Genomic DNA, 19,558 nt, shown 5'->3' with positions numbered 1-19,558 from the left:
CCCGTGAGCAGCGTGCACGACGTCACCGACCCGAACACCTGGGGCCCTGCGATCGACGAGGCGGTGAACACGGTCTCGCGAGGCGGCCTGGTGGTGCTTCCGACCGACACCGTCTACGGCATCGGCGCCGACGCCTTCGACGCGGAGGCCGTCGCGGCCCTCCTCGCGGCCAAGGGTCGCGGCAGGCAGATGCCGCCCCCGGTGCTCGTGCCCGACGTGCGCACCCTCGACGGCCTGGCCACCGAGGTCCCCGGCGACGCGCGCAAGCTGGTCGAGGCCTTCTGGCCCGGCGGCTTCACGATCATCCTGCAGGCGCAGCCGTCGCTGCAGTGGGACCTGGGGGAGACGCACGGCACCGTCGCGCTGCGCATGCCCGACCACCCCGCCGCGCTCGCCCTCCTGCGCCGCACCGGCCCGCTCGCGGTGTCCAGCGCCAACGCCTCCGGCAGCCCGGCCGCGCTCGACGTCGCCGACGCGCGCGCCCAGCTCGGCGACGCCGTGAGCACCTACCTCGACGGTGGCGACGCGCCCGGCGGCGTCGCGTCGACCATCGTGGACGCGACCGGCGCGCGGCTGCGCGTCGTGCGGCAGGGCGCCATCACGCTCGAGGCGCTCAACGAGGTCGCCCCCGTGCGGGGCGTCGACGAGGTCGACGAGCCCGAGGACGACGCGACGGACGGGACGGCGGACGACGCGGCGGAGGAGGCGGCCCCCGAGCCCGCCGCGGACGCCGTCGACGCGAGCGCCCCGGACGCCTCCGACGAGGCCGCCGCCCCGACCACCGACGAGCCCGCCGGCTCGCCCGCGGAGGAGCCGGCCGGGTGAGGGCCTATCTGCTCCTGATGCTCGTCTCGGCGGCGGTGACGTACCTCGCCACCCCGGGCGCACGGTGGGTCGCGCGCCGGACCGGCGCGATCTCCGCGGTCCGCGACCGCGACGTGCACCTGAGGCCCACGCCCCGCCTGGGCGGCCTGGCGATGCTGCTCGGCATCGTCGTCGCGGTCGTCCTGGCCTCGCAGATGCCGTTCCTCGCGGGGGTGTTCGCCACCGGGCCGCAGGCGTGGGGCATCGTGGGCGGCGCGACGATCGTGTGCCTGCTGGGCTGGGCCGACGACGTGTGGGACCTGGACTGGATGACCAAGCTCGCGGGGCAGGCCCTCGCGGCGGGCTTCATGGCGTGGCAGCAGGTGCAGCTCACGTCGCTGCCGACGCCGGACGGGCTGTTCATCACGTCGTCCCGGCTGTCGCTGTTCGCCACGATCCTCGTGGTCGTGGTGGCGATGAACGCCGTGAACTTCGTCGACGGGCTGGACGGCCTGGCCGCGGGGGTGATGGCCATCGGCGGCGCCGCCTTCCTGCTCTACACGTACGGCCTCACGCAGCAGGCCACCCCGGAGAACTACGCGAACCTCGCGACCCTGATGCTGGCCGTCCTGGTGGGCGCGTGCCTGGGCTTCCTGCCGCACAACTTCTTCCCGTCGCACATCTTCATGGGCGACTCCGGCTCGATGGTGCTGGGCCTCGTGTTCGCCGGCGCCGCGATCACGATCACGGGCAACGTCGACGCGGTCTCGACCGGCGACGCGCTCTCCGGCGCGCAGCGCGTGCCGCTGTTCATCCCCCTGCTGCTGCCGGTGGCGGTCGTGCTGCTGCCGCTGCTGGACATGGGGATGGCGGTGGTGCGCCGCCTCGCCGCGGGCAAGTCGCCGTTCCACCCGGACCGCATGCACCTGCACCACCGCATGCTGGCGCTGGGGCACTCCCACCGCCGCGCGGTGCTGATCCTGTACGTGTGGGCCGCCGTGTTCTCGTTCGGCGCGGCCGCGCTGGTGATGTGGGACTGGCGGGCCGTGCTCGTCGGGCTCGGCGTCGCCGTGGTCGTCGCGCTGCTGCTCACCCTCGGCCCGCTGCGCACGCGCGGCCGCTTCCTCGACGACGACGTGGCCACCGGCAGCCACCCGGCCGTCGCGCCGCCGGCCGCGCACCCCGCGGCCGCCCCGGCCACGGCCTCCTCGCCGACCCCCGCGACCCCGGTCGCGCCCACCCTGACGACGCACGAAGGACGCCCGCGATGACGACGCCCGACACCTCCGGCCCGACGCCCGACCCCGCCCAGGACGCCGCAGGAGCGGACGCCGCCGCGGGGGAGCACGCGACCACCGCGGAGCGCGCCGTGCTGCGGGTGGCGCTGCGGGACACGCTGCTGCTCGTCGGCGCCCTGGTGGTGCTGGGCGGTGGCATCGGCCTCCTGGTCGCGGGGCTGCCCGGGCTGTGGGGCGCGCTCGTCGGCGCGGGGATCGCCGCGTTCTTCTGCGCGACGACGATCTGGTCGATGATGCGCACCGTCGGCTCGAGCCCGGCGCGCATGGCGGCGTTCGTCATGGGGGCCTGGGTGGCCAAGATCGTGGTCCTCATCGTGCTGCTCGCGCTGCTCAAGGGTGCGACGTTCTACGACCCGTGGGTGCTCATCGCGGTGCTCGCCGTGGGAGCGATCGGCTCCGCGCTGCTGGACTATCGGGCCGTGAACGCCGGGCGGGTGCCCTACGTGCAGCCGTGACCGCGCTGCTCTGACCAGGGTGCTTGCGCCGGGCGACGATCCGTCGCCGAGGGCAACATCGTGCGCTTCTTCACAAGCCGCGTGATCTTGCCAGAAAATCTGCTCTGCGGTGTCGGAGCACCTGTGAACATCCGGTAGGCTGTTCGCGAATCCATGACGGCCAGGTCCGATGGCGTGCCCGCCCAGCGGTGGAGCGTCCGGACCGTACGACCTCCGGGAGAACCCCCTGTCTACGCCAGCGATCCCCCTGCTGCTCGCCGCCGAAGGTGACGGTGAGTTCCACGCGCCGACGATCGCGGACTTCTTCCCGCCGGCGATCTTCTTCGAGGGCACCCCCTTCGAGTTCAACCGGATCATGCTGGTCCGCGTCATCATGGCCACCGTCCTGCTGCTGGTCTTCTGCATCGCGGCGCGGCGCGCCCGCCTGGTGCCCGGCCGGTTCCAGAACGGCGTCGAGATGGTCCTCGACTTCGTGCGGAACTCGATCGCGATCGAGGTCCTCGGCCAGGAGAACGGTCGCAAGTACTTCAAGCTGCTCGCGACGATCTTCTGCACCGTCCTGGTCATGAACATCGCCGCCGTGATCCCGTTCCTCAACATCGCGGGAACGTCGGTCATCGGTCTGCCGATCGTGCTGGCGGCGTGGACGTACGTCATGTACCTGGGCGCGGGCGTCAAGGCCCACGGCGTGGGCGGGTTCCTCAAGAACTCGCTGCTGCCGCCGGGCGTGCCGAAGCCGCTCTACGTGCTGCTCGTGCCGATCGAGGCGCTCCAGGTCTTCGTCCTGCGCCCCGCGACGCTCGTCATCCGACTCCTGGCCAACATGGTCGCCGGGCACCTCATGCTCGCGATCTGCTTCGCCGCGACGTCGTTCTTCCTCTTCGACTCCGCCGGCGCGATGAAGCTGTTCGGCGCGGGCACGTTCGTGGCGGGCGCGGCGTTCTTCTTCTTCGAGGTCTTCGTGGCGGCCCTGCAGGCCTACGTCTTCGCGATCCTCACCGCCGTCTACCTCAACATGTCCGTCGAGGCGGAGCACTGACCGTCACGCGGTACCCGGCCTGAGCCGGACACCAGCTCACCACCTGCACCCACAAAGAGACGCCGGGCCACCCGAGGCCCGGCGCCCAACGGAAGGAAACCCAGTGGACGTCACCACCCTCGCCGAGGTCACCGGAAACATCGGCACCGTCGGTTACGGCCTCGCGGCGGTCGGCCCGGGCATCGGCCTCGGCATCCTCATCGGCAAGACGATCGAGGGCATGGCTCGCCAGCCCGAGGTCTCGGGCCAGCTCCGTACCACGATGTTCATCGGTATCGCCTTCGTCGAGGTGCTCGCGCTCCTCGGCCTGGTGGCCGGCTTCATCGTTCCGTGATGATGACCTCTTCCCTGAACACCCCCGCGCCGGCGGTTCTCGCCGCCGAGGGGACCGAGCAGAACATCCTGCTGCCGCACACGTACGACATCGTGTGGTCGCTGATCATCGTGATCATCGTCGGGATCGTGTTCTACCGGTACGTCCTGCCCAAGTTCCAGGCCGTGCTGGACGAGCGCACCGCGAAGATCGAGGGTGGCATCGCCAAGGCGGAGCAGGCTCAGGAAGAGGCCGCGGCCGCGCTGGCGGAGTACCACCAGCAGCTGGCCGACGCTCGTGCGGACGCCGCGAAGACCCGTGAGGAGGCGCGTGCCGAGGGCACCGCCATCGTCGCGGAGCTGCGCACCAAGGCGCACGACGAGGCCGCGCGCATCGTCGAGACGGCGCACCGCCAGATCGAGGCCGAGCGCCAGACGGCGGCGGTCTCGCTGCGCACCGAGGTCGGCGAGCTGGCCACGGAGCTGGCGTCGAAGATCGTCGGTGAGTCGCTGCAGGACTCCGCGCGCCAGTCGCGCGTCGTCGACCGCTTCCTCGACGAGCTCGAGGCTGCGGGCGAGCCGGCGCCGGTCGGCAAGGAGGGCTGATGCGGGGCACCAGCGGAGCATCCCTCGGCGCGGCACAGGAGCGGTTCGAGCCGGTCCTGCGGTCCGCGGGGGCCGACGCGCAGACGCTCGGCGAGCAGCTGTTCGTCGTCGTCGACGCCCTGGACTCCTCCGGGCCGCTGCGCCGGTCGCTCGCCGACCCGTCGCGCGACGCCGAGGACCGTGCGGCTCTCGCCGGCCGCGTGCTGGCCGGCGGCTTCGACGAGCGGGTCGTGGACCTCGTCACCGGTCTGGCGCGGTCGCGCTGGGCCGGCGACAAGGACCTCGTGGACGCCGTGGAGCGCCTCGGGCTCGACGCCCTGCTGGCGTCCGCCGAGGCGCGGGACGCGCTCGAGACCGTCGAGGACGAGCTGTTCCGGCTGACGCGGGCCCTGGTCGGCCAGCGCGAGGCGCGGCAGGTGCTCTCGGACAGCTCGACCGACCCCGGGCGTCGCGCGGCTCTCGTCGACACCCTGCTCACGGGCAAGGTGGACGTCGTGACGCTGGCGCTCGCCCGCCGGGCCACCACGACCCTCCGCGGCCGTCGCTTCGTGGCGACGCTGCTGTGGTACGGCGAGATCGCGGCCGAGCGCCGCCGTCGCCTCGTGGCCACGGTCACCAGCGGCAGCGTGCTCAGCCAGTCCCAGCAGGACCGGCTCGCCGGTCTGCTCGAGCGGGCCTACGGGCGTGCCGTGCAGCTCAACGTCACGGTCGACGCGACCGTGATCGGTGGCCTGCGCATCCAGGTCGGCGCGGACGTCGTCGACTCCACCGTGCTGTCCCGCCTGGCCGACGCCCGTCGCCGGCTGGCCGGCTAACCCTTCCAAGGCCCAGCGCCGGCCCCCGGTCGGCTACGCAGAACGTGAGGCCGCGCGAGTCGCGGCCACGACAGGAGAGAGCAATGGCTGAGCTGACGATCCGGCCGGAGGAGATCCGCGCCGCTCTGGACAGCTTCGTGAAGTCGTACGAGCCCGAGGGCGCGGTCAGCGAGGAGGTCGGCCGCGTCACCGTCGCCGCCGACGGCATCGCCTACGTCGAGGGCCTCCCCGGCGCGATGGCGAACGAGCTGCTGCGCTTCGAGGACGGCACGCTCGGCCTCGCCCTGAACCTGGACGTCCGGGAGATCGGCGTCGTCGTCCTCGGCGAGTTCACGGGCATCGAGGAGGGGCAGGAGGTCCGCCGTACCGGCGAGGTCCTGTCCGTCCCCGTGGGCGAGGGCTACCTCGGCCGCGTCGTGGACCCGCTGGGCAACCCGATCGACGGTCTGGGCGAGATCGAGAGCGAGGGCCGCCGCGCCCTCGAGCTCCAGGCTCCCGGCGTCATGCAGCGCAAGTCGGTGCACGAGCCGCTGCAGACCGGCATGAAGGCGATCGACTCGATGATCCCGATCGGCCGCGGTCAGCGCCAGCTGATCATCGGCGACCGGCAGACCGGCAAGACCGCGATCGCGATCGACACGATCATCAACCAGAAGGCCAACTGGGAGTCGGGCGACCCGGAGAAGCAGGTCCGCTGCATCTACGTCGCCGTCGGCCAGAAGGGCTCGACGATCGCCTCCGTGCGCGGCGCCCTCGAGGAGGCCGGCGCGCTCGAGTACACGACGATCGTCGCGGCTCCGGCGTCCGACCCCGCGGGCTTCAAGTACATCGCCCCGTACACCGGCTCGGCCATCGGCCAGCACTGGATGTACCAGGGCAAGCACGTGCTGGTCATCTTCGACGACCTGTCGAAGCAGGCCGAGGCCTACCGTGCCGTGTCGCTGCTGCTGCGCCGCCCGCCGGGCCGCGAGGCGTACCCCGGTGACGTCTTCTACCTGCACTCCCGCCTGCTCGAGCGTTGCGCGAAGCTCTCGGACGAGCTGGGCGCGGGCTCGATGACCGGTCTGCCGATCATCGAGACGAAGGCGAACGACGTGTCGGCCTACATCCCGACCAACGTCATCTCCATCACCGACGGCCAGATCTTCCTGCAGTCGGACCTCTTCAACGCCGACCAGCGCCCGGCGGTCGACGTCGGCATCTCCGTCTCCCGAGTCGGTGGTGACGCGCAGATCAAGGCGATGAAGAAGGTCTCCGGCACGCTGAAGCTCGAGCTGGCGCAGTACCGCTCGCTCGAGGCGTTCGCGATGTTCGCGTCCGACCTCGACGCGGCCTCGCGCGGTCAGCTCGCTCGTGGCGCGGTGCTCATGGAGCTGCTCAAGCAGCCCCAGTACACGCCGTACCCGGTCGAGGACCAGGTCGCGTCCGTCTGGGCCGGCACCAAGGGCAAGCTGGACGACGTCCCCGTCGAGGACGTCAAGCGGTTCGAGTCCGAGATGCTCGACCACCTGCGTCGGCACACCTCGGTGCTCTCCACGATCGCCGAGACCGGCAAGCTCGAGCAGGACACGGAGGACGCGCTGGCCGCGGCCGTCGAGGACGTCCGCAACGGCTTCCTCAAGGCCGACGGCACCCCGCTCGTCGGCGGCGACGCCGGCGACGAGTCCACCGACGTCGAGCAGGAGCAGCTCGTCGTGCAGAAGAAGGCCTGAGCATGGCCGGTGGATCCCAGCGCATCTACAAGCAGCGGATCAAGTCGACGCAGTCGCTGAAGAAGATGTTCCGCGCGCAGGAGCTGATCGCGGCCTCCCGCATCGGCAAGGCGCGCGCGCGGACCGCCGCGGCGGCACCGTACGAGCGGGCGATCACCCGCGCGGTGTCGGCCGTGGCGACGCACACGTCGACCAAGCACCCGCTCACCAGCGAGCGGCACGACACGAACCGCGTCGCGGTCCTCGTGATCGCGTCCGACCGCGGCATGGCCGGCGCCTACTCGGCGTCGATCATCCGCGAGGCGGAGCGGCTCGTGACGCAGCTGCAGGAGGACGGGAAGGTCGTCGACCTGTACGCGGCCGGCCGTCGCGCCGTGTCGTACTACCGCTACCGCGGGCGCGAGCTCGCGGGGCAGTGGTCGTACGGGTCGGACAGCCCGGACTCGGACGTCGCCGGCGAGATCGCCGACGGGCTGCTCGGGGCGTTCCTCGCCCCGGCGGCCGAGGGTGGCGTCGGCGAGCTGCACGTGGTGTACACGCAGTTCGTCAACATGGTCACGCAGCGGCCGCGCGTGGTGCGCATGCTCCCGCTCGAGGTCGTCGAGGGCGTGGCCGTGCCCGGTGAGCACGACGCGTTCCCGCTGTACGACTTCGAGCCGTCGCCGGAGAGCGTCCTCGACGCGCTCCTGCCGCGCTACGTCCGCAGCCGCATCTTCAGCTTCATGCTCGACGCCGCGGCGTCCGAGCTGGCCGCGCGCCAGCGGGCGATGCACACGGCGACGGACAACGCCGAGGACCTGATCCGCACCTACACACGCCTGGCGAACCAGGCCCGCCAGGCGGACATCACCCAGGAGATCAGCGAGATCGTCTCGGGTGCCGACGCCCTCGCGGCGTCATGACGCCGGCCACGGCTTCAGCCGAGCCGGCTCTGACGACCGTACTGACATCCGCAACGTTCCTTTCGAAGCGAGGCAAGCAATGACCGCCACCACCGTGGAAGCCCCGGTCGAGCACCAGAGCGGACCCGGCGTGGGCCGTGTCGCGCGCGTGATCGGCCCCGTCGTCGACATCGAGTTCCCCGAGGACGCGATCCCCGACATCTACAACGCCCTGACGGTCGACATCGACCTGTCGAGCCAGGGCGAGGGCGAGAAGTCCTTCGCCCTCATGCTCGAGGTCGCCCAGCACCTCGGCGACGGCCTGGTCCGCGCCATCGCGCTCAAGCCGACGGACGGCCTCGTGCGCGGCGCCGTCGTCACCGACACCGGTTCGCCCATCAGCGTGCCGGTCGGCGACATCACCAAGGGCAAGGTCTTCAACGTGACCGGCGACGTCCTCAACCTCGCCGAGGGGGAGAAGCTCGAGGTCACCGAGCGCTGGCCGATCCACCGCAAGCCCCCGGCCTTCGACCAGCTCGAGTCGAAGACCGAGATGTTCGAGACCGGCATCAAGTCGATCGACCTCCTCACCCCGTACGTCCAGGGCGGGAAGATCGGTCTCTTCGGTGGTGCGGGCGTCGGCAAGACGGTCCTCATCCAGGAGATGATCCAGCGCGTCGCGCAGGACCACGGCGGTGTCTCCGTGTTCGCCGGCGTCGGCGAGCGCACCCGTGAGGGCAACGACCTCATCGCCGAGATGGAGGAGGCCGGCGTCTTCGACAAGACGGCCCTGGTCTTCGGCCAGATGGACGAGCCGCCGGGCACGCGTCTGCGCGTCGCCCTGTCGGCGCTCACGATGGCGGAGTACTTCCGCGACGTGCGCAAGCAGGACGTGCTGCTCTTCATCGACAACATCTTCCGGTTCACGCAGGCCGGCTCCGAGGTGTCGACGCTGCTGGGCCGCATGCCGTCCGCGGTGGGCTACCAGCCGAACCTCGCCGACGAGATGGGCCTCCTCCAGGAGCGCATCACCTCGACGCGCGGTCACTCGATCACCTCGCTGCAGGCGATCTACGTGCCGGCGGACGACTACACCGACCCGGCGCCGGCGACCACGTTCGCCCACCTGGACGCGACGACCGAGCTCTCCCGCGAGATCGCGTCGAAGGGTCTGTACCCGGCGATCGACCCGCTGACCTCGACGTCGCGCATCCTCGACCCGCGCTACGTGGGCCAGGAGCACTACGACGTGGCGACGCAGGTGAAGTCGATCCTGCAGCGCAACAAGGAGCTCCAGGACATCATCGCGATCCTCGGTGTGGACGAGCTCTCGGAGGAGGACAAGACGGTCGTCGCGCGTGCGCGTCGCATCCAGCAGTTCCTCTCCCAGAACACCTACATGGCGAAGAAGTTCACCGGCGTGGAGGGTTCCACCGTGCCGCTGAGCGAGACCATCGAGGCGTTCAAGAAGATCGCCGAGGGCGAGTTCGACCACATCGCCGAGCAGGCGTTCTACAACATCGGTGGCCTCGAGATGCTCGAGGAGAACTGGGCCCGGATCCAGAAGGAGTACGGGGCCTGACGGTCTCGTCCCGCCGCGTCGTCCCGCCGGGGGGCCCGCCCTCCCGGCGGGACCGACGCGACTCATGACGAACCCCGCACGATCGGAAAGAGGACATGGAGATGGCAGAGCTGAACGTGGACCTCGTCGCGGCCGACCGCAAGGTCTGGTCCGGCGCGGCGCGCGAGGTCAGCGCCCCGTCCGTCGACGGCCAGGTCGGCATCCTCGCCGGCCACGCCCCGCTCCTCGCGGTGCTGCGGCCTGGCACGGTCAAGGTGTCGACGGCCCACGGGACGGCGGTCGAGGCGCACGTGACCGGCGGCTTCGTCTCCGTCGACGGAAACCTCGTCACGATCGTCGTGGACGAGGTCTCGGAGCTGTCCGGCCGCGAGCCGGCGCTCCGCTGAGGCAGGTGCCGGTGGCGTACGTCGTCTGGGTCGCGATCGGGATCGTCGTCGCGCTCGGACTGGTGCTCGCCGCCGGTGCCTCCCGCCTGCGGACCCTCTCCCGGAGGGTCGGCTCCTTCCCCTGCCACGCCCGGCCCGCGGACGACCCGCAGGCCGCGTGGATGGTGGGGATCGCCCACTACGCCGTGGGCCGTATCGACTGGTGGCGCGGCTGGTCGCTGGCCCCGCGCCCCGCGCGGGTCTGGCACCGTGACCGCCTGTCGATCACCGGCCGGGCCCCGCTCGACCAGGCCGGCCAGCCCGACCAGGTGCTGGTGCGCTGCCGTTACGACGGCACCGACTTCGAGCTGCTGATGTCGTCCGGCGCGTACGCCGGCCTGGCCTCCTGGCTCGAGTCCGCGCCTCCCGGGCGCCGCGACCTGGTCCTGTAGAGCACCGCCACAGCACCTGCCACGAACGAAGAGGGGGACCGTGCGTCTCGTCGTCGCCCGCTGCTCGGCCCGGTACACCGGCCGGCTCACCGCCCACCTGCCGCTCGCCACGCGGCTGCTCGTCGTCAAGGCGGACGGCAGCGTGCTGCTGCACTCCGACGGCGGCTCGTACAAGCCGCTGAACTGGATGAGCCCGCCGTGCGCGACCTCGGTCGCCGACCCGGACGACGAGGCGCGCGAGCGCGGCGTCACCCAGGTCTGGACGGTGCAGCACCAGAAGTCGGACGACCGCCTCGAGATCGAGCTGCACGAGGTGGAGCACGACTCCGCCCACGACCTCGGCATCGACCCCGGCCTGGTGAAGGACGGCGTCGAGGCGCACCTGCAGGAGCTCCTCGCCGCGCAGATCGACCGCCTGGGCACGGGGCACACCCTGGTGCGCCGCGAGTACATGACCGCGATCGGCCCGGTCGACATCCTCGCCCGCGACGGCGGCGGGGGAGCGGTGGCGGTCGAGATCAAGCGCCGCGGCGACATCGACGGCGTCGAGCAGCTGACCCGGTACCTCGAGCTGATGAACCGCGACCCCCTGCTGGCCCCGGTGCGCGGCGTGTTCGCCGCCCAGGAGATCAAGCCGCAGGCCCGCGTGCTCGCCACGGACCGTGGGATCGAGTGCCTGATCCTCGACTACGACGCGATGCGCGGCGTCGACGACGTCGACTCCCGCCTCTTCTGACCGGGTTTGTCAGGAAGGTTTCGCAACTCGGGAGGGGTGCGGCAGGATGTGGCGCATGAGTGATGCGACCTCCCCGGCCCCTGTCCCCGTGCCCGGCGAGCTGGTCGTGCTGCGCGGTCGGGTCGTGACCCCGCACGACGTCGTCGACGACGGTGCGGTCGTCGTGGCCGACGGCGTCGTCCGATGGGTCGGCCCGGCGGCGGCGGCCGAGCACGCCGACCCCGCGGTGGCCGCGGCCGTCGCGGCGGCGCCCGCCCCGGACCCGGAGACGGTGCTGCTGCCCGGGCTCGTGGACCTGCACGACCACGGCGGCGGCGGGGTCGGCTTCCCGGACGCGGCCAGCGCGCAGGAGGCGATGGTCGCGGTGCTGGAGCACCGGCGGCACGGCACCACCACGATGCTCGCGTCGCTCGTCACGGCCGGCCGGGACGCGCTCCTGGCGCAGGCGGCGATGCTCGCCGGGCTCGCCGAGGCGGGGGAGATCGCGGGCATCCACGCCGAGGGTCCGTTCCTGTCCCACGAGCGCCGCGGCGCCCAGAGCCCCGACGACCTCGTGCCCGGAGACACCGGGCTGGTCCGCGACCTCGTCGAGGCCGCGCGCGGGCACCTGCGGACGATGACGGTCGCCCCGGAGGTCGACGGGGTGACCGGCCCCGGAGGCGTGGCCGAGGCGCTGGTCGAGGGCGGCGTCGTGCCGTCGCTGGGCCACACGGACGCCACCACCGAGCAGGCCGAGGCGCTCGTCGCGCAGGTCGCCGCGGGCCTCGCCGCGCTGGCCGCCGCCGACGAGGCGCCCGAGCGGGAGATGACGGCGACCCACCTCTTCAACGGCATGCGCCCGCTGCACCACCGCGCGCCGGGCCCGATCGCCGCCTGCCTGGCGGCGGCCGCCCGCGGCGACCTGGTCGTCGAGCTCGTCGCGGACGGCGTGCACCTGGCGCCGGCCACCGTGCGCAGCGTGGTCGAGACGGTCGGCGCCGACCAGGTCGTGCTGGTCACCGACGCGATGGCGGCGGCCGGCATGGCGGACGGCTCGTACGAGCTGGGGCCGATGGCGGTCACCGTGCGCGACGGCGTCGCCCGGCTCGCCGACCCGGAGTCGCCCGAGGGCGGCTCGATCGCGGGCGGGACCGCGCACCTGGTCGACGTCGTGCGCTCCACCGTCGCCGCGGGCGTCCCGCTGGTCGACGCCGTCCGTTCGGCGTCGTGGGTGCCCGCGCGCGTGCTCGAAGGGTTCTTTGCTCTGCGGGGCCGGTGTCGCTAGCGTGGGTCGAAGCGCTTCGATATCCAGTCGACACCGAACGCGCCCGCCCGTGCCGCACCGCCGCGGCACCCCGAGGAGGACCCGTGGACGTGCCTGCCTTCCGTGACCACCGCCTGCCCGCGCCCGAGCGCGCCCGCGACCTGCTGTCCCGGCTCGAGCCGGGCGAGCGGGTCGCGATGCTCCACCAGCACGCCCCCGCCGTGGAGCGGCTCGGCCTGGCCCCGTTCCACACCGGCTGCGAGGCGCTGCACGGGGTGGCGTGGCTCGGCCGCGCGACCGTCTTCCCGCAGCCCGTGGGCCTCGCGGCCACCTGGGACACCGGCCTGCTGCGTCGCGTCGGCGAGGCGGTGGCGGCCGAGGTGCGCGCGAAGCACCGGGCCGACCCGTCGGTGAGCCTCAACGTGTGGGCGCCGGTGGTGAACACGCTGCGGCACCCGGGCTGGGGCCGCAACGAGGAGGGGTTCTCGGAGGACCCGCACCTCACCGCGCACCTCGCGACGGCGTACGCCCAGGGCCTGCGCGGGGACCATCCCCGCGTCTGGGCGACCGTCCCGACCCTCAAGCACTTCCTCGCGTACAACAACGAGACGGACCGGTCGTCCACCAGCTCGAACCTCACCCCGCGCACCCTGCACGAGGAGGAGCTGCCCGCCTTCCGCGGCCCGGTCGAGGCGGGGGTCGCGGGCGCCGTGATGCCGTCGTACAACCAGGTCAACGGGGTGCCCGCGCACCTGCAGGCGGAGCTGTTCGACGAGCTGCGGTCGTGGGCGGCCGGGTCGGTCGCCCTCGTCTCGGACGCGGCGGCGCCCGCGTTCCTCGTGACGCTGCAGCAGGCGGCGGCGGACCGGGCGGCCGGCGACGCGGCGATGGTGCGGGCCGGCGTCGACTCGTTCACGGACGACGACGCCGACCGCGGCCCCACGGTGCGCCGCATCGAGGAGGCGCTCGCCCGCGGGCTGCTCACCATGGAGGACGTCGACCGGGCCGTGCTGCGCATGCTCGAGCTCCGGGTGCGCACCGGCGAGCTGGACGGGGAGCACGACCCGTACGCCGACCACGGCGAGATCGACCCGCCCGAGCACCGCCGGCTGGCCCGGGAGGCGGCGGGCCGCGCCGTCGTCGTGCTCCGCAACGACGCCGGCGTGCTGCCGCTGGCCGCGCCGGGCTCGGTCGCCGTCGTCGGGCCGCTCGCCGACGACGTCCTGACGGACTGGTACTCGGGCACGCCGCCGTACGCCGTCACCCCGGCCGGCGGCCTGCGCGACGCGCTCGGCGCGGACCGGGTGGAGGTGGCGACCGGGGCCGACGTGGTCGCGCTGCGCGTGGCGGGCACCGGTACCTACGTCGCGGTGTCCGAGGACGGGGCGAGGGTCGCGGCGTCCGCCGCGGAGGCAGGGAAGGGCACGCGCCTCGAGGTGACCGACTGGGGCGACGGGGTACTGACGCTCCGCTCGGGGGCGTCGGGGCGGCTGCTCACCGGGGCCGCCTGGCCGCTGCGCGCGGACGCCGACCGGGTGGGCGGCTGGGAGGTGCAGGAGAGCTTCCGCCGGCTGGTGCACGCGGACGGCTCCTGGTCGCTGCTGCACCTGGGGTCCGGGCGCTGGGTGCGGGTGCAGCGCGGCACCGGCGTGCTGTGCGCCGAGGGCCGGACGCCCGAGGACGCGGCCCGCTTCGTGCCGCGCGTGCTGGAGTCGGGGCTCGCGCGCGTCGCCGAGGTCGCGGCGCGCTGCGACGCCGTCGTCGTGGCGGTCGGCAACGACCCTCACCTGGGCGGCCGGGAGACGCAGGACCGCCCGCACCTGCTGCTCCCGGAGGCCGCGGTCGAGGTGTGGCGCGCGGCCTCCGGCGCCAACCCGCGCGCCGTCCTCGCGGTCGTGTCGAGCTACCCGTACGTGCTCGGGCCCGGGGCCGAGGACGCCGCCACGGTCGTGTGGAGCAGCCACGGCGGTCAGGAGCTCGGGCACGGGCTGGCCGACGTGCTGACCGGTGCGGTCGAACCGGCCGGCCGCCTCGCCCAGACCTGGCCCGCCCGGCCGGAGCAGGCGGGCGACCTCTTCGACTACGACACCCGCCGCCAGCAGGTCACCTATCGCCACCTCCCGGCGGGCCGCGCCGGCACGCCCGCCTTCGCGTTCGGCCACGGCCTGACCTACGCGGAGGTCGAGTACGCCGGCCTGGACCTGTCGAGCACCGTGGTGCCCGCGCCGGCGCCGACCCGCGACCACGCGCCGCTCCAGCCGGCCGGCGCGGACGCGGGCGCGATCACCGCGCGCGTCACGGTGCGCAACGTGGGCGCGCGGCCGGCCGAGGAGCTGGTGCAGGTCTACTCGCTCGGCGGCCCGGCGGTGGAGGGGGAGGCGCCGGTCCGGCTGCTCCTCGGGTACCGGCGTGTGCGGCTCGCCCCCGGCGAGGAGGCGACGGTCGACGTCCCGTTCGACGTCGCGCGCCTGGCCCTGTGGACCCAGGGCGGGACCGAGGGGATGCTCGACGGGGACCTCCGGGTCCGGGCCGGGGAGTACCTCGTCGCGGCCGGCCCGTCGAGCGTCGACCTGCCGGCCCGGGCCCGCCTCGTCGTCGGGGCGACGGCCGGGGGGTCCGCGCGGTGAGGATCGACCCGGACGGCCGCGGGGTGCAGGGGCTGACCACGTTCATCCTGTTCGTGGTGCTCAACGTCCTGTACCTCGTGGCGTGCCTGCCGGTGGTGACCGTCGGGGCAGCCACGTCCGCGCTGCTCGAGGTGACGCTGCGGTACGCCGACGACGAGCGCGGCCACCTGGTGCGCGGGTTCGTCGTCGCCCTGCGCCGCAACGCCTGGCGTGGCACGGCGGTGCTGGTGGCGCTGGGGGTCCCGGCGGCGATGCTGGTGTTCAGCGGCGTCTTCTGGCTCTCGATGAGCAGCGTGCTCAGCGCGGTGGCCGGGGCGCTCGCCCTGCTCGGCGCCGGGTACCTGCTCGCGGCGCTGCTGTACGGCCTCGCGCTCGTGGCCTGGTTCGACGCGCCGCTGCGGGGCACGCTGCGCAACGCGCTGCTGCTGCCCCTGGCCGAGCCGGCGCGCACGCTGGGCCTGGTGCTGATCCCGGTGGGGGCGGCCTGCGTCGCCTACGTCCTGCCCCAGACGCTGTTCCTCGCCGGCACGATCGGCTTCTCGTTCGGGGCGTACGTCTGCGCCCTCGTGCTGCACGGCGTGTTCCGCCGCCGGCAGGCCCACCCGTCCGAGCTCGAGCCGGTGAGCCCGCACTCCGGGCAGTGACGACCCGCGCGGCAGGGACGACGAAGGGCTCGGGCGCTGCGCCCGAGCCCTTCGCCGTGCGGGGTGGAGACCGTCACGGGTCACCCTCACCCGTCACCGGGTGGGCGTCACCCGAACTCCTTCGCGACGCCGACGCGGGCGTCGTTCTGCGCCTTCGCGTTCGCCATGTCGAACTCGAGGACCTTGGCGTAGCCGAGCCCGTCGACCGTCTTCTGCATCCCCGCCAGGAGGGAGTCGAACTCCGCCTGGTCCTTGGCGAAGACCATCTTCCAGGAGCCCTCGATGATGGCGGCCTTGGCCTGGCTGCGGATCGCCTCGATCTCCGAGCCGTCCGCGGGGGCGGTGAAGCTCGACCCCGGCGCCACGACGACCTGGTCGTTCTTCTGCAGGTACTCCATGGTCGACGTCGCGTCGCCCATCCGGGACGACCAGTCGTCGGTGAGCTTGTTGCTGGTCGTCTTCTGGTAGCTCGGCCAGTACTTGTAGCTGTACGGGAAGCCGGTGTCGGGGTTCTCGTCGATCGGCAGCACGGTGGAGACGTTGAGCGTCGAGACGCCGTCCTTGTACGCGCCGCCGCCCCATTCGGCGGGCACGTCGGCGCCGCCCTCGAGGATCGCCTTCGTGCCGAAGTCGGTGAGCACGGGGGCGCCGTCGTCGTCCTTCTCCCAGGTGAGGCCCTCGGGGCCGGCGGCACCCTGCGTCTCCGACGCGCTGGCGAGGACGCCCTCGGGCGAGTACAGCCAGTCGACGAACGCGGCCAGGCGGGCCGGGTCCTCCGCCTTCGACCCGATGCCGATGATCTGCTTGCCGCCGTAGACCTCGGCGCCGTAGGAGAAGATCCGCTGGTCGGCCATCGGGACCAGCTCGAAGCCCTTGCCGTCCGCCATGTTCTGCTCGGTGTTGTAGGCGGACTGGCCCAGCCACGGCCACCACGAGAGGAGCACCTGGCCGTTCTGGTACTTCGAGAACATCGTGTCGTAGTTCTGCGTGGTCGACTCCGGGTCCACCAGGCCGAGCTGGTTGGCGTCGAAGTAGAACTTCAGGGCCCGGACGTACTGCGAGTCCGAGTCGACGATGCTCTGGTAGTCGGAGCCGTCCGCCTTCGCCAGGACGAAGCCCATCTCGTCGTACCCGTAGAGGGTCGCCGGCTGCTTCGCCGTGACCATCATGTTGCCGTCCCAGTCCTTGAAGAGCGAGATGGCGTGGACGGGCTTGCCGTCCTCGGTCTTGGGGTACGCGTCCTGCATCGTCTTCAGCACCGGCAGGAGGTCCTCGAGGGTGCCGATCTCCGGGTAGCCCGCGTCGCCGTACAGGTCCCAGCGCAGGTACGGGCCGAACGTCGGGTCGATGCCCTCGGACGACTCGGTCGGCTTGAGGGACGAGACCGACGTCGGGAAGCCGTAGACGCCGTCCTTCCCGTCGTTGAGGTGCTGGACCGCGGGGTCGTAGGTCGCGACGTTCTTCATCGACCCGTAGTAGTCGGAGGCGTCCAGCAGCAGGCCGCCCTCGACGAGCTCGTCCAGCTGCTTGCCCTTGTCGACGACGACGAGGTCGCCCAGCTCGCCGCCCGAGACGCGGGTGTTGTAGAGGGTGTCACCGCCGCCCGCGACGTTGGGGGCGATGATGTTGAGCTCCATGTTGAACTTGTCCTTGACGATCTTGCCGAACCAGCCGCCCTGGATCCCCATGTAGTTGGCCAGGCCGTCGTAGACGTCGACGGTGATCGGGTCCGCCTTCGACCAATCCTGGTCGATGCTGACCGGGCCGGACGTGTCGTCGTCGGAGCCGGCGGCCGTGCAGGCCGCCAGCGACAGCGCCCCGAGGATCGGGACCACCACCATGGCGACGGATCTCCTGAGTTTCATGACACCCCTTCGTGCGCGATGAGACACGGTCAGCCCTTGACCGCGCCGAGCATGATTCCCTTGACGAAATACCGCTGGAACAGCGGGTAGATGAAGATGATCGGCAGCACCACGAGCACCGCGACCGTCATGCGGATCGACGTCGGCGTCTGCGTGGTGGCGGCCGACGCGATGGCCCCGAGGTTTCCCTGGGCGTTCTGCGCCGCCTGCGCCAGGCTGTTCGCCTGGTTCGTGTACGTGTAGAGCAGGTACTGCAGCGAGTAGAGCTTCTGGTCCGTGATGTACAGGAGCGTGTCCTGGAACGAGTTCCACTGCGCCACCGCCGTGAAGATCGCCACCGTGGCGAGGATCGGCGTCATGTTCGGCAGGATGATGCGGAAGAAGACCCGGATCGTGCCGGCGCCGTCGATCTCGGCCGCCTCCTGCAGCGAGCGGGGCATCGACTCCACGTACGTCTTGACGAGGATGATGTTGAACGGCTGCACGACGACCGGGAGGATGTAGACCCAGAACGAGTTGGTGAGCCCCAGCGTCTTCATCGTGATGTACATCGGGATGAGTCCCGCGCTGAAGTACATGGTGAAGATGACGAGGCGGTACCAGAGGGAGCGCTTCCACATCCGTTCCTGAGTGAACATGAAGCCGAGGAACGCCGAGGCCAGCACCGTGCACGCCGTGCCGATCACGGTCCGCGCGACCGACACGATCGTGGCCGCGGTGAGGCCGTTCAGCTGCAGGATCTGGGTGTAGTTCGACAGGTGCAGCCCCTCGGGCCACAGCCGGACGTCGCCGAGGGCGCTGACGTCGTTGGCGCTGATCGAGTTGATGATGAGGAAGTAGAACGGGTAGGCGCACAGGAGCGCGAAGAGCAGGAACCCGGCGTAGTTCACGACGGCGAAGGGGACGTCCCCCCGCGTGCGCCGCAGGGCGGGGCTGGTGATCGACATGTCCGGTCCTCCCCGGTCAGATGATCGACGTGCCGCGGGCACGCTTGGCGATCGCGTTGGCCGTGACGAGCAGCACGACGGAGATGACGCTCTTCAGCATGCCGAGCGCCGTGGCCATCGACAGGCTGTTGCCGGTGATGCCGATGTTGTAGACGTACAGGTCCAGCACCTGGATGTGCTCCTTGTTGAAGGCGTTCTGGAACACGTAGTACTGCTCCATCCCGTTGTTGAGCATGTTCGCGATGGACAGCACGAGCAGGACCACATAGGTGGGCATCAACTGCGGGAAGGTGATGTACCGCATGAGCTGGAACCGGCCGGCGCCGTCGATGCGGGCCGACTCGTACAGCGCCGGGTCGATCGACGTGATGGCGGCGAGATACATGATCGCGCCCCACCCGAGGCCCTTCCACAGGCTCCAGAGCAGCATCGTGAGCCAGACGTGCTCGCCCGTGTCGAGGAACTTGATCGGGGTGGTGATGAGGCCCCAGTCGTTCAGCACCGAGTTCACGAGGCCCGAGGTGGAGAACAGGGAGAACGCGATCATGTAGACGAGCACCCACGAGATGAAGTTCGGGAGCGTCGTGAGGGTCTGCACCGCGTTCTTGAACCAGGGGGCCCGGATCTCGTTGAGGAGCATCGCGAAGAAGACCGGCAGCAGCGAGGTCGCGATCCCGAGGAAGCTCATGGCGAGCGTGTTCGCCATGACCTGCCCGATCTGCTGGAGCTGCGTGGGGGAGGAGACGAGCATCCGGAACCACTGCAGGCCGACGAACTCGCTGCCCGACAGGCCGAGCGCGGGCCGGTAGTCGAAGAACGCCGTGGCCCAGCCGGCCAGCGGCAGGTACGAGAACACCAGCACGAGCAGCAGGAACGGCAGGATGACGAGGAACATCCTCCGCGACGGCTTCTTGCCCGCCCGGCGGGGGGCGCTCGGGAGCCGCGGCCCCTCCTCGTCGTCGGCCGCCCGGGGCCGATCGCGTGCCGGTGCTGCGCTGGCGGCGCCGTCGAGCAGCGGCGCTCCCTGGGTGAGGCTCACCTGTCACTCCCTCGTGATGGGTCTCGCGCTCGGCGGCCGCCAGGTGGCTACCGCGTCGAAGCGCTTCGAATTGATACCACCCCCACGAGGGGTGACGCAATGGTGTCCGGCGATCCGGACGGGTCGGACAGGACTT

19 protein-coding genes are annotated in these 19,558 nt (G+C 71.8%); 16 read left to right on the top strand and 3 right to left on the bottom strand.

The annotated features are described in order from the left end of the window. The first annotated feature begins 3 nt into the window (after positions 1–3). From ACFU5J_RS11820 to ACFU5J_RS11745, 16 genes are all read left to right on the top strand, one after another. On the top strand, positions 4–825 hold the full coding sequence (locus ACFU5J_RS11820; protein ID WP_430578830.1) for an L-threonylcarbamoyladenylate synthase: 822 nt from the start codon (positions 4–6) through the stop codon (positions 823–825). After that, positions 822–2,075, top strand: a complete 1,254-nt coding sequence (locus tag ACFU5J_RS11815; protein ID WP_430577249.1) for a glycosyltransferase family 4 protein — start codon at positions 822–824, stop codon at positions 2,073–2,075. Before ACFU5J_RS11820 ends, ACFU5J_RS11815 begins: the two co-directional genes overlap by 4 nt. Then, on the top strand, positions 2,072–2,557 hold the full coding sequence (locus ACFU5J_RS11810; RefSeq protein WP_430577250.1) for a hypothetical protein: 486 nt from the start codon (positions 2,072–2,074) through the stop codon (positions 2,555–2,557). The genes ACFU5J_RS11815 and ACFU5J_RS11810 overlap by 4 nt, the downstream gene beginning before the upstream one ends. Positions 2,558–2,726: 169 nt before the next feature. Further along, entirely contained in the window at positions 2,727–3,596 is an 870-nt protein-coding gene (gene atpB / locus ACFU5J_RS11805) for a F0F1 ATP synthase subunit A (RefSeq protein WP_430577251.1), read from the top strand. Between the two features lie 103 nt (positions 3,597–3,699). Then, positions 3,700–3,930 (top strand): ATP synthase F0 subunit C, encoded by a 231-nt coding sequence (locus ACFU5J_RS11800; protein ID WP_079569652.1) that lies wholly within the window; start codon positions 3,700–3,702, stop codon positions 3,928–3,930. A 2-nt stretch (positions 3,931–3,932) separates the two neighbouring features. Then, positions 3,933–4,514: a F0F1 ATP synthase subunit B gene (locus tag ACFU5J_RS11795; protein ID WP_430577252.1), complete on the top strand. Its 582-nt coding sequence runs from the start codon at positions 3,933–3,935 to the stop codon at positions 4,512–4,514. Then, complete coding sequence (locus ACFU5J_RS11790) at positions 4,514–5,329, top strand: F0F1 ATP synthase subunit delta (protein WP_430577253.1); 816 nt, start codon at positions 4,514–4,516, stop codon at positions 5,327–5,329. The genes ACFU5J_RS11795 and ACFU5J_RS11790 overlap by 1 nt, the downstream gene beginning before the upstream one ends. A gap of 83 nt (positions 5,330–5,412) precedes the next feature. Next, positions 5,413–7,041 carry a F0F1 ATP synthase subunit alpha gene (atpA, locus tag ACFU5J_RS11785; protein WP_430577254.1) on the top strand — a complete coding sequence of 543 codons (1,629 nt, stop codon included), beginning with the start codon at positions 5,413–5,415 and terminating at the stop codon, positions 7,039–7,041. Positions 7,042–7,043: 2 nt separating this feature from the next. After that, complete coding sequence (locus ACFU5J_RS11780; RefSeq protein ID WP_430577255.1) at positions 7,044–7,943, top strand: F0F1 ATP synthase subunit gamma; 900 nt, start codon at positions 7,044–7,046, stop codon at positions 7,941–7,943. A 79-nt stretch (positions 7,944–8,022) separates the two neighbouring features. Next, positions 8,023–9,504, top strand: coding sequence for a F0F1 ATP synthase subunit beta (gene atpD / locus ACFU5J_RS11775; protein WP_430577256.1), 1,482 nt, complete (start codon positions 8,023–8,025; stop codon positions 9,502–9,504). A gap of 101 nt (positions 9,505–9,605) precedes the next feature. Continuing rightward, complete coding sequence (locus ACFU5J_RS11770) at positions 9,606–9,890, top strand: F0F1 ATP synthase subunit epsilon (protein ID WP_429735122.1); 285 nt, start codon at positions 9,606–9,608, stop codon at positions 9,888–9,890. Between the two features lie 11 nt (positions 9,891–9,901). After that, entirely contained in the window at positions 9,902–10,321 is a 420-nt protein-coding gene (locus ACFU5J_RS11765) for a DUF2550 domain-containing protein (protein ID WP_430577257.1), read from the top strand. A gap of 40 nt (positions 10,322–10,361) precedes the next feature. Then, positions 10,362–11,057, top strand: coding sequence for an endonuclease NucS (gene nucS, locus ACFU5J_RS11760; protein WP_430577258.1), 696 nt, complete (start codon positions 10,362–10,364; stop codon positions 11,055–11,057). Between the two features lie 55 nt (positions 11,058–11,112). Next, positions 11,113–12,321, top strand: a complete 1,209-nt coding sequence (locus ACFU5J_RS11755) for an N-acetylglucosamine-6-phosphate deacetylase (RefSeq protein WP_430578829.1) — start codon at positions 11,113–11,115, stop codon at positions 12,319–12,321. A gap of 83 nt (positions 12,322–12,404) precedes the next feature. Next, positions 12,405–14,927 carry a beta-glucosidase gene (locus ACFU5J_RS11750; RefSeq protein ID WP_430578828.1) on the top strand — a complete coding sequence of 841 codons (2,523 nt, stop codon included), beginning with the start codon at positions 12,405–12,407 and terminating at the stop codon, positions 14,925–14,927. Beyond that, positions 14,924–15,571, top strand: coding sequence for a DUF624 domain-containing protein (locus tag ACFU5J_RS11745; RefSeq protein WP_430578827.1), 648 nt, complete (start codon positions 14,924–14,926; stop codon positions 15,569–15,571). The genes ACFU5J_RS11750 and ACFU5J_RS11745 overlap by 4 nt, the downstream gene beginning before the upstream one ends. Positions 15,572–15,678: 107 nt before the next feature. On the opposite strand, the gene ACFU5J_RS11740 is transcribed toward ACFU5J_RS11745, so the two are convergent. From ACFU5J_RS11740 to ACFU5J_RS11730, 3 genes are read right to left on the bottom strand one after another with little or no spacing between them, the layout of a single operon-like run. After that, on the bottom strand, positions 15,679–17,436 hold the full coding sequence (locus ACFU5J_RS11740; protein ID WP_430577262.1) for an ABC transporter substrate-binding protein: 1,758 nt from the start codon (positions 17,434–17,436) through the stop codon (positions 15,679–15,681). A gap of 29 nt (positions 17,437–17,465) precedes the next feature. Then, positions 17,466–18,383, bottom strand: a complete 918-nt coding sequence (locus ACFU5J_RS11735) for a carbohydrate ABC transporter permease (protein ID WP_430577263.1) — start codon at positions 18,381–18,383, stop codon at positions 17,466–17,468. Positions 18,384–18,399: 16 nt separating this feature from the next. After that, entirely contained in the window at positions 18,400–19,422 is a 1,023-nt protein-coding gene (locus tag ACFU5J_RS11730) for an ABC transporter permease (RefSeq protein ID WP_430578826.1), read from the bottom strand. Positions 19,423–19,558: the final 136 nt, after the last annotated feature.

Origin of the sequence: Isoptericola sp. NPDC057559, from assembly GCF_042801555.1 — a bacterium.
Lineage (GTDB): Bacteria > Actinomycetota > Actinomycetes > Actinomycetales > Cellulomonadaceae > Isoptericola.
This window is presented reverse-complemented; position numbering and strand designations above follow the sequence as displayed.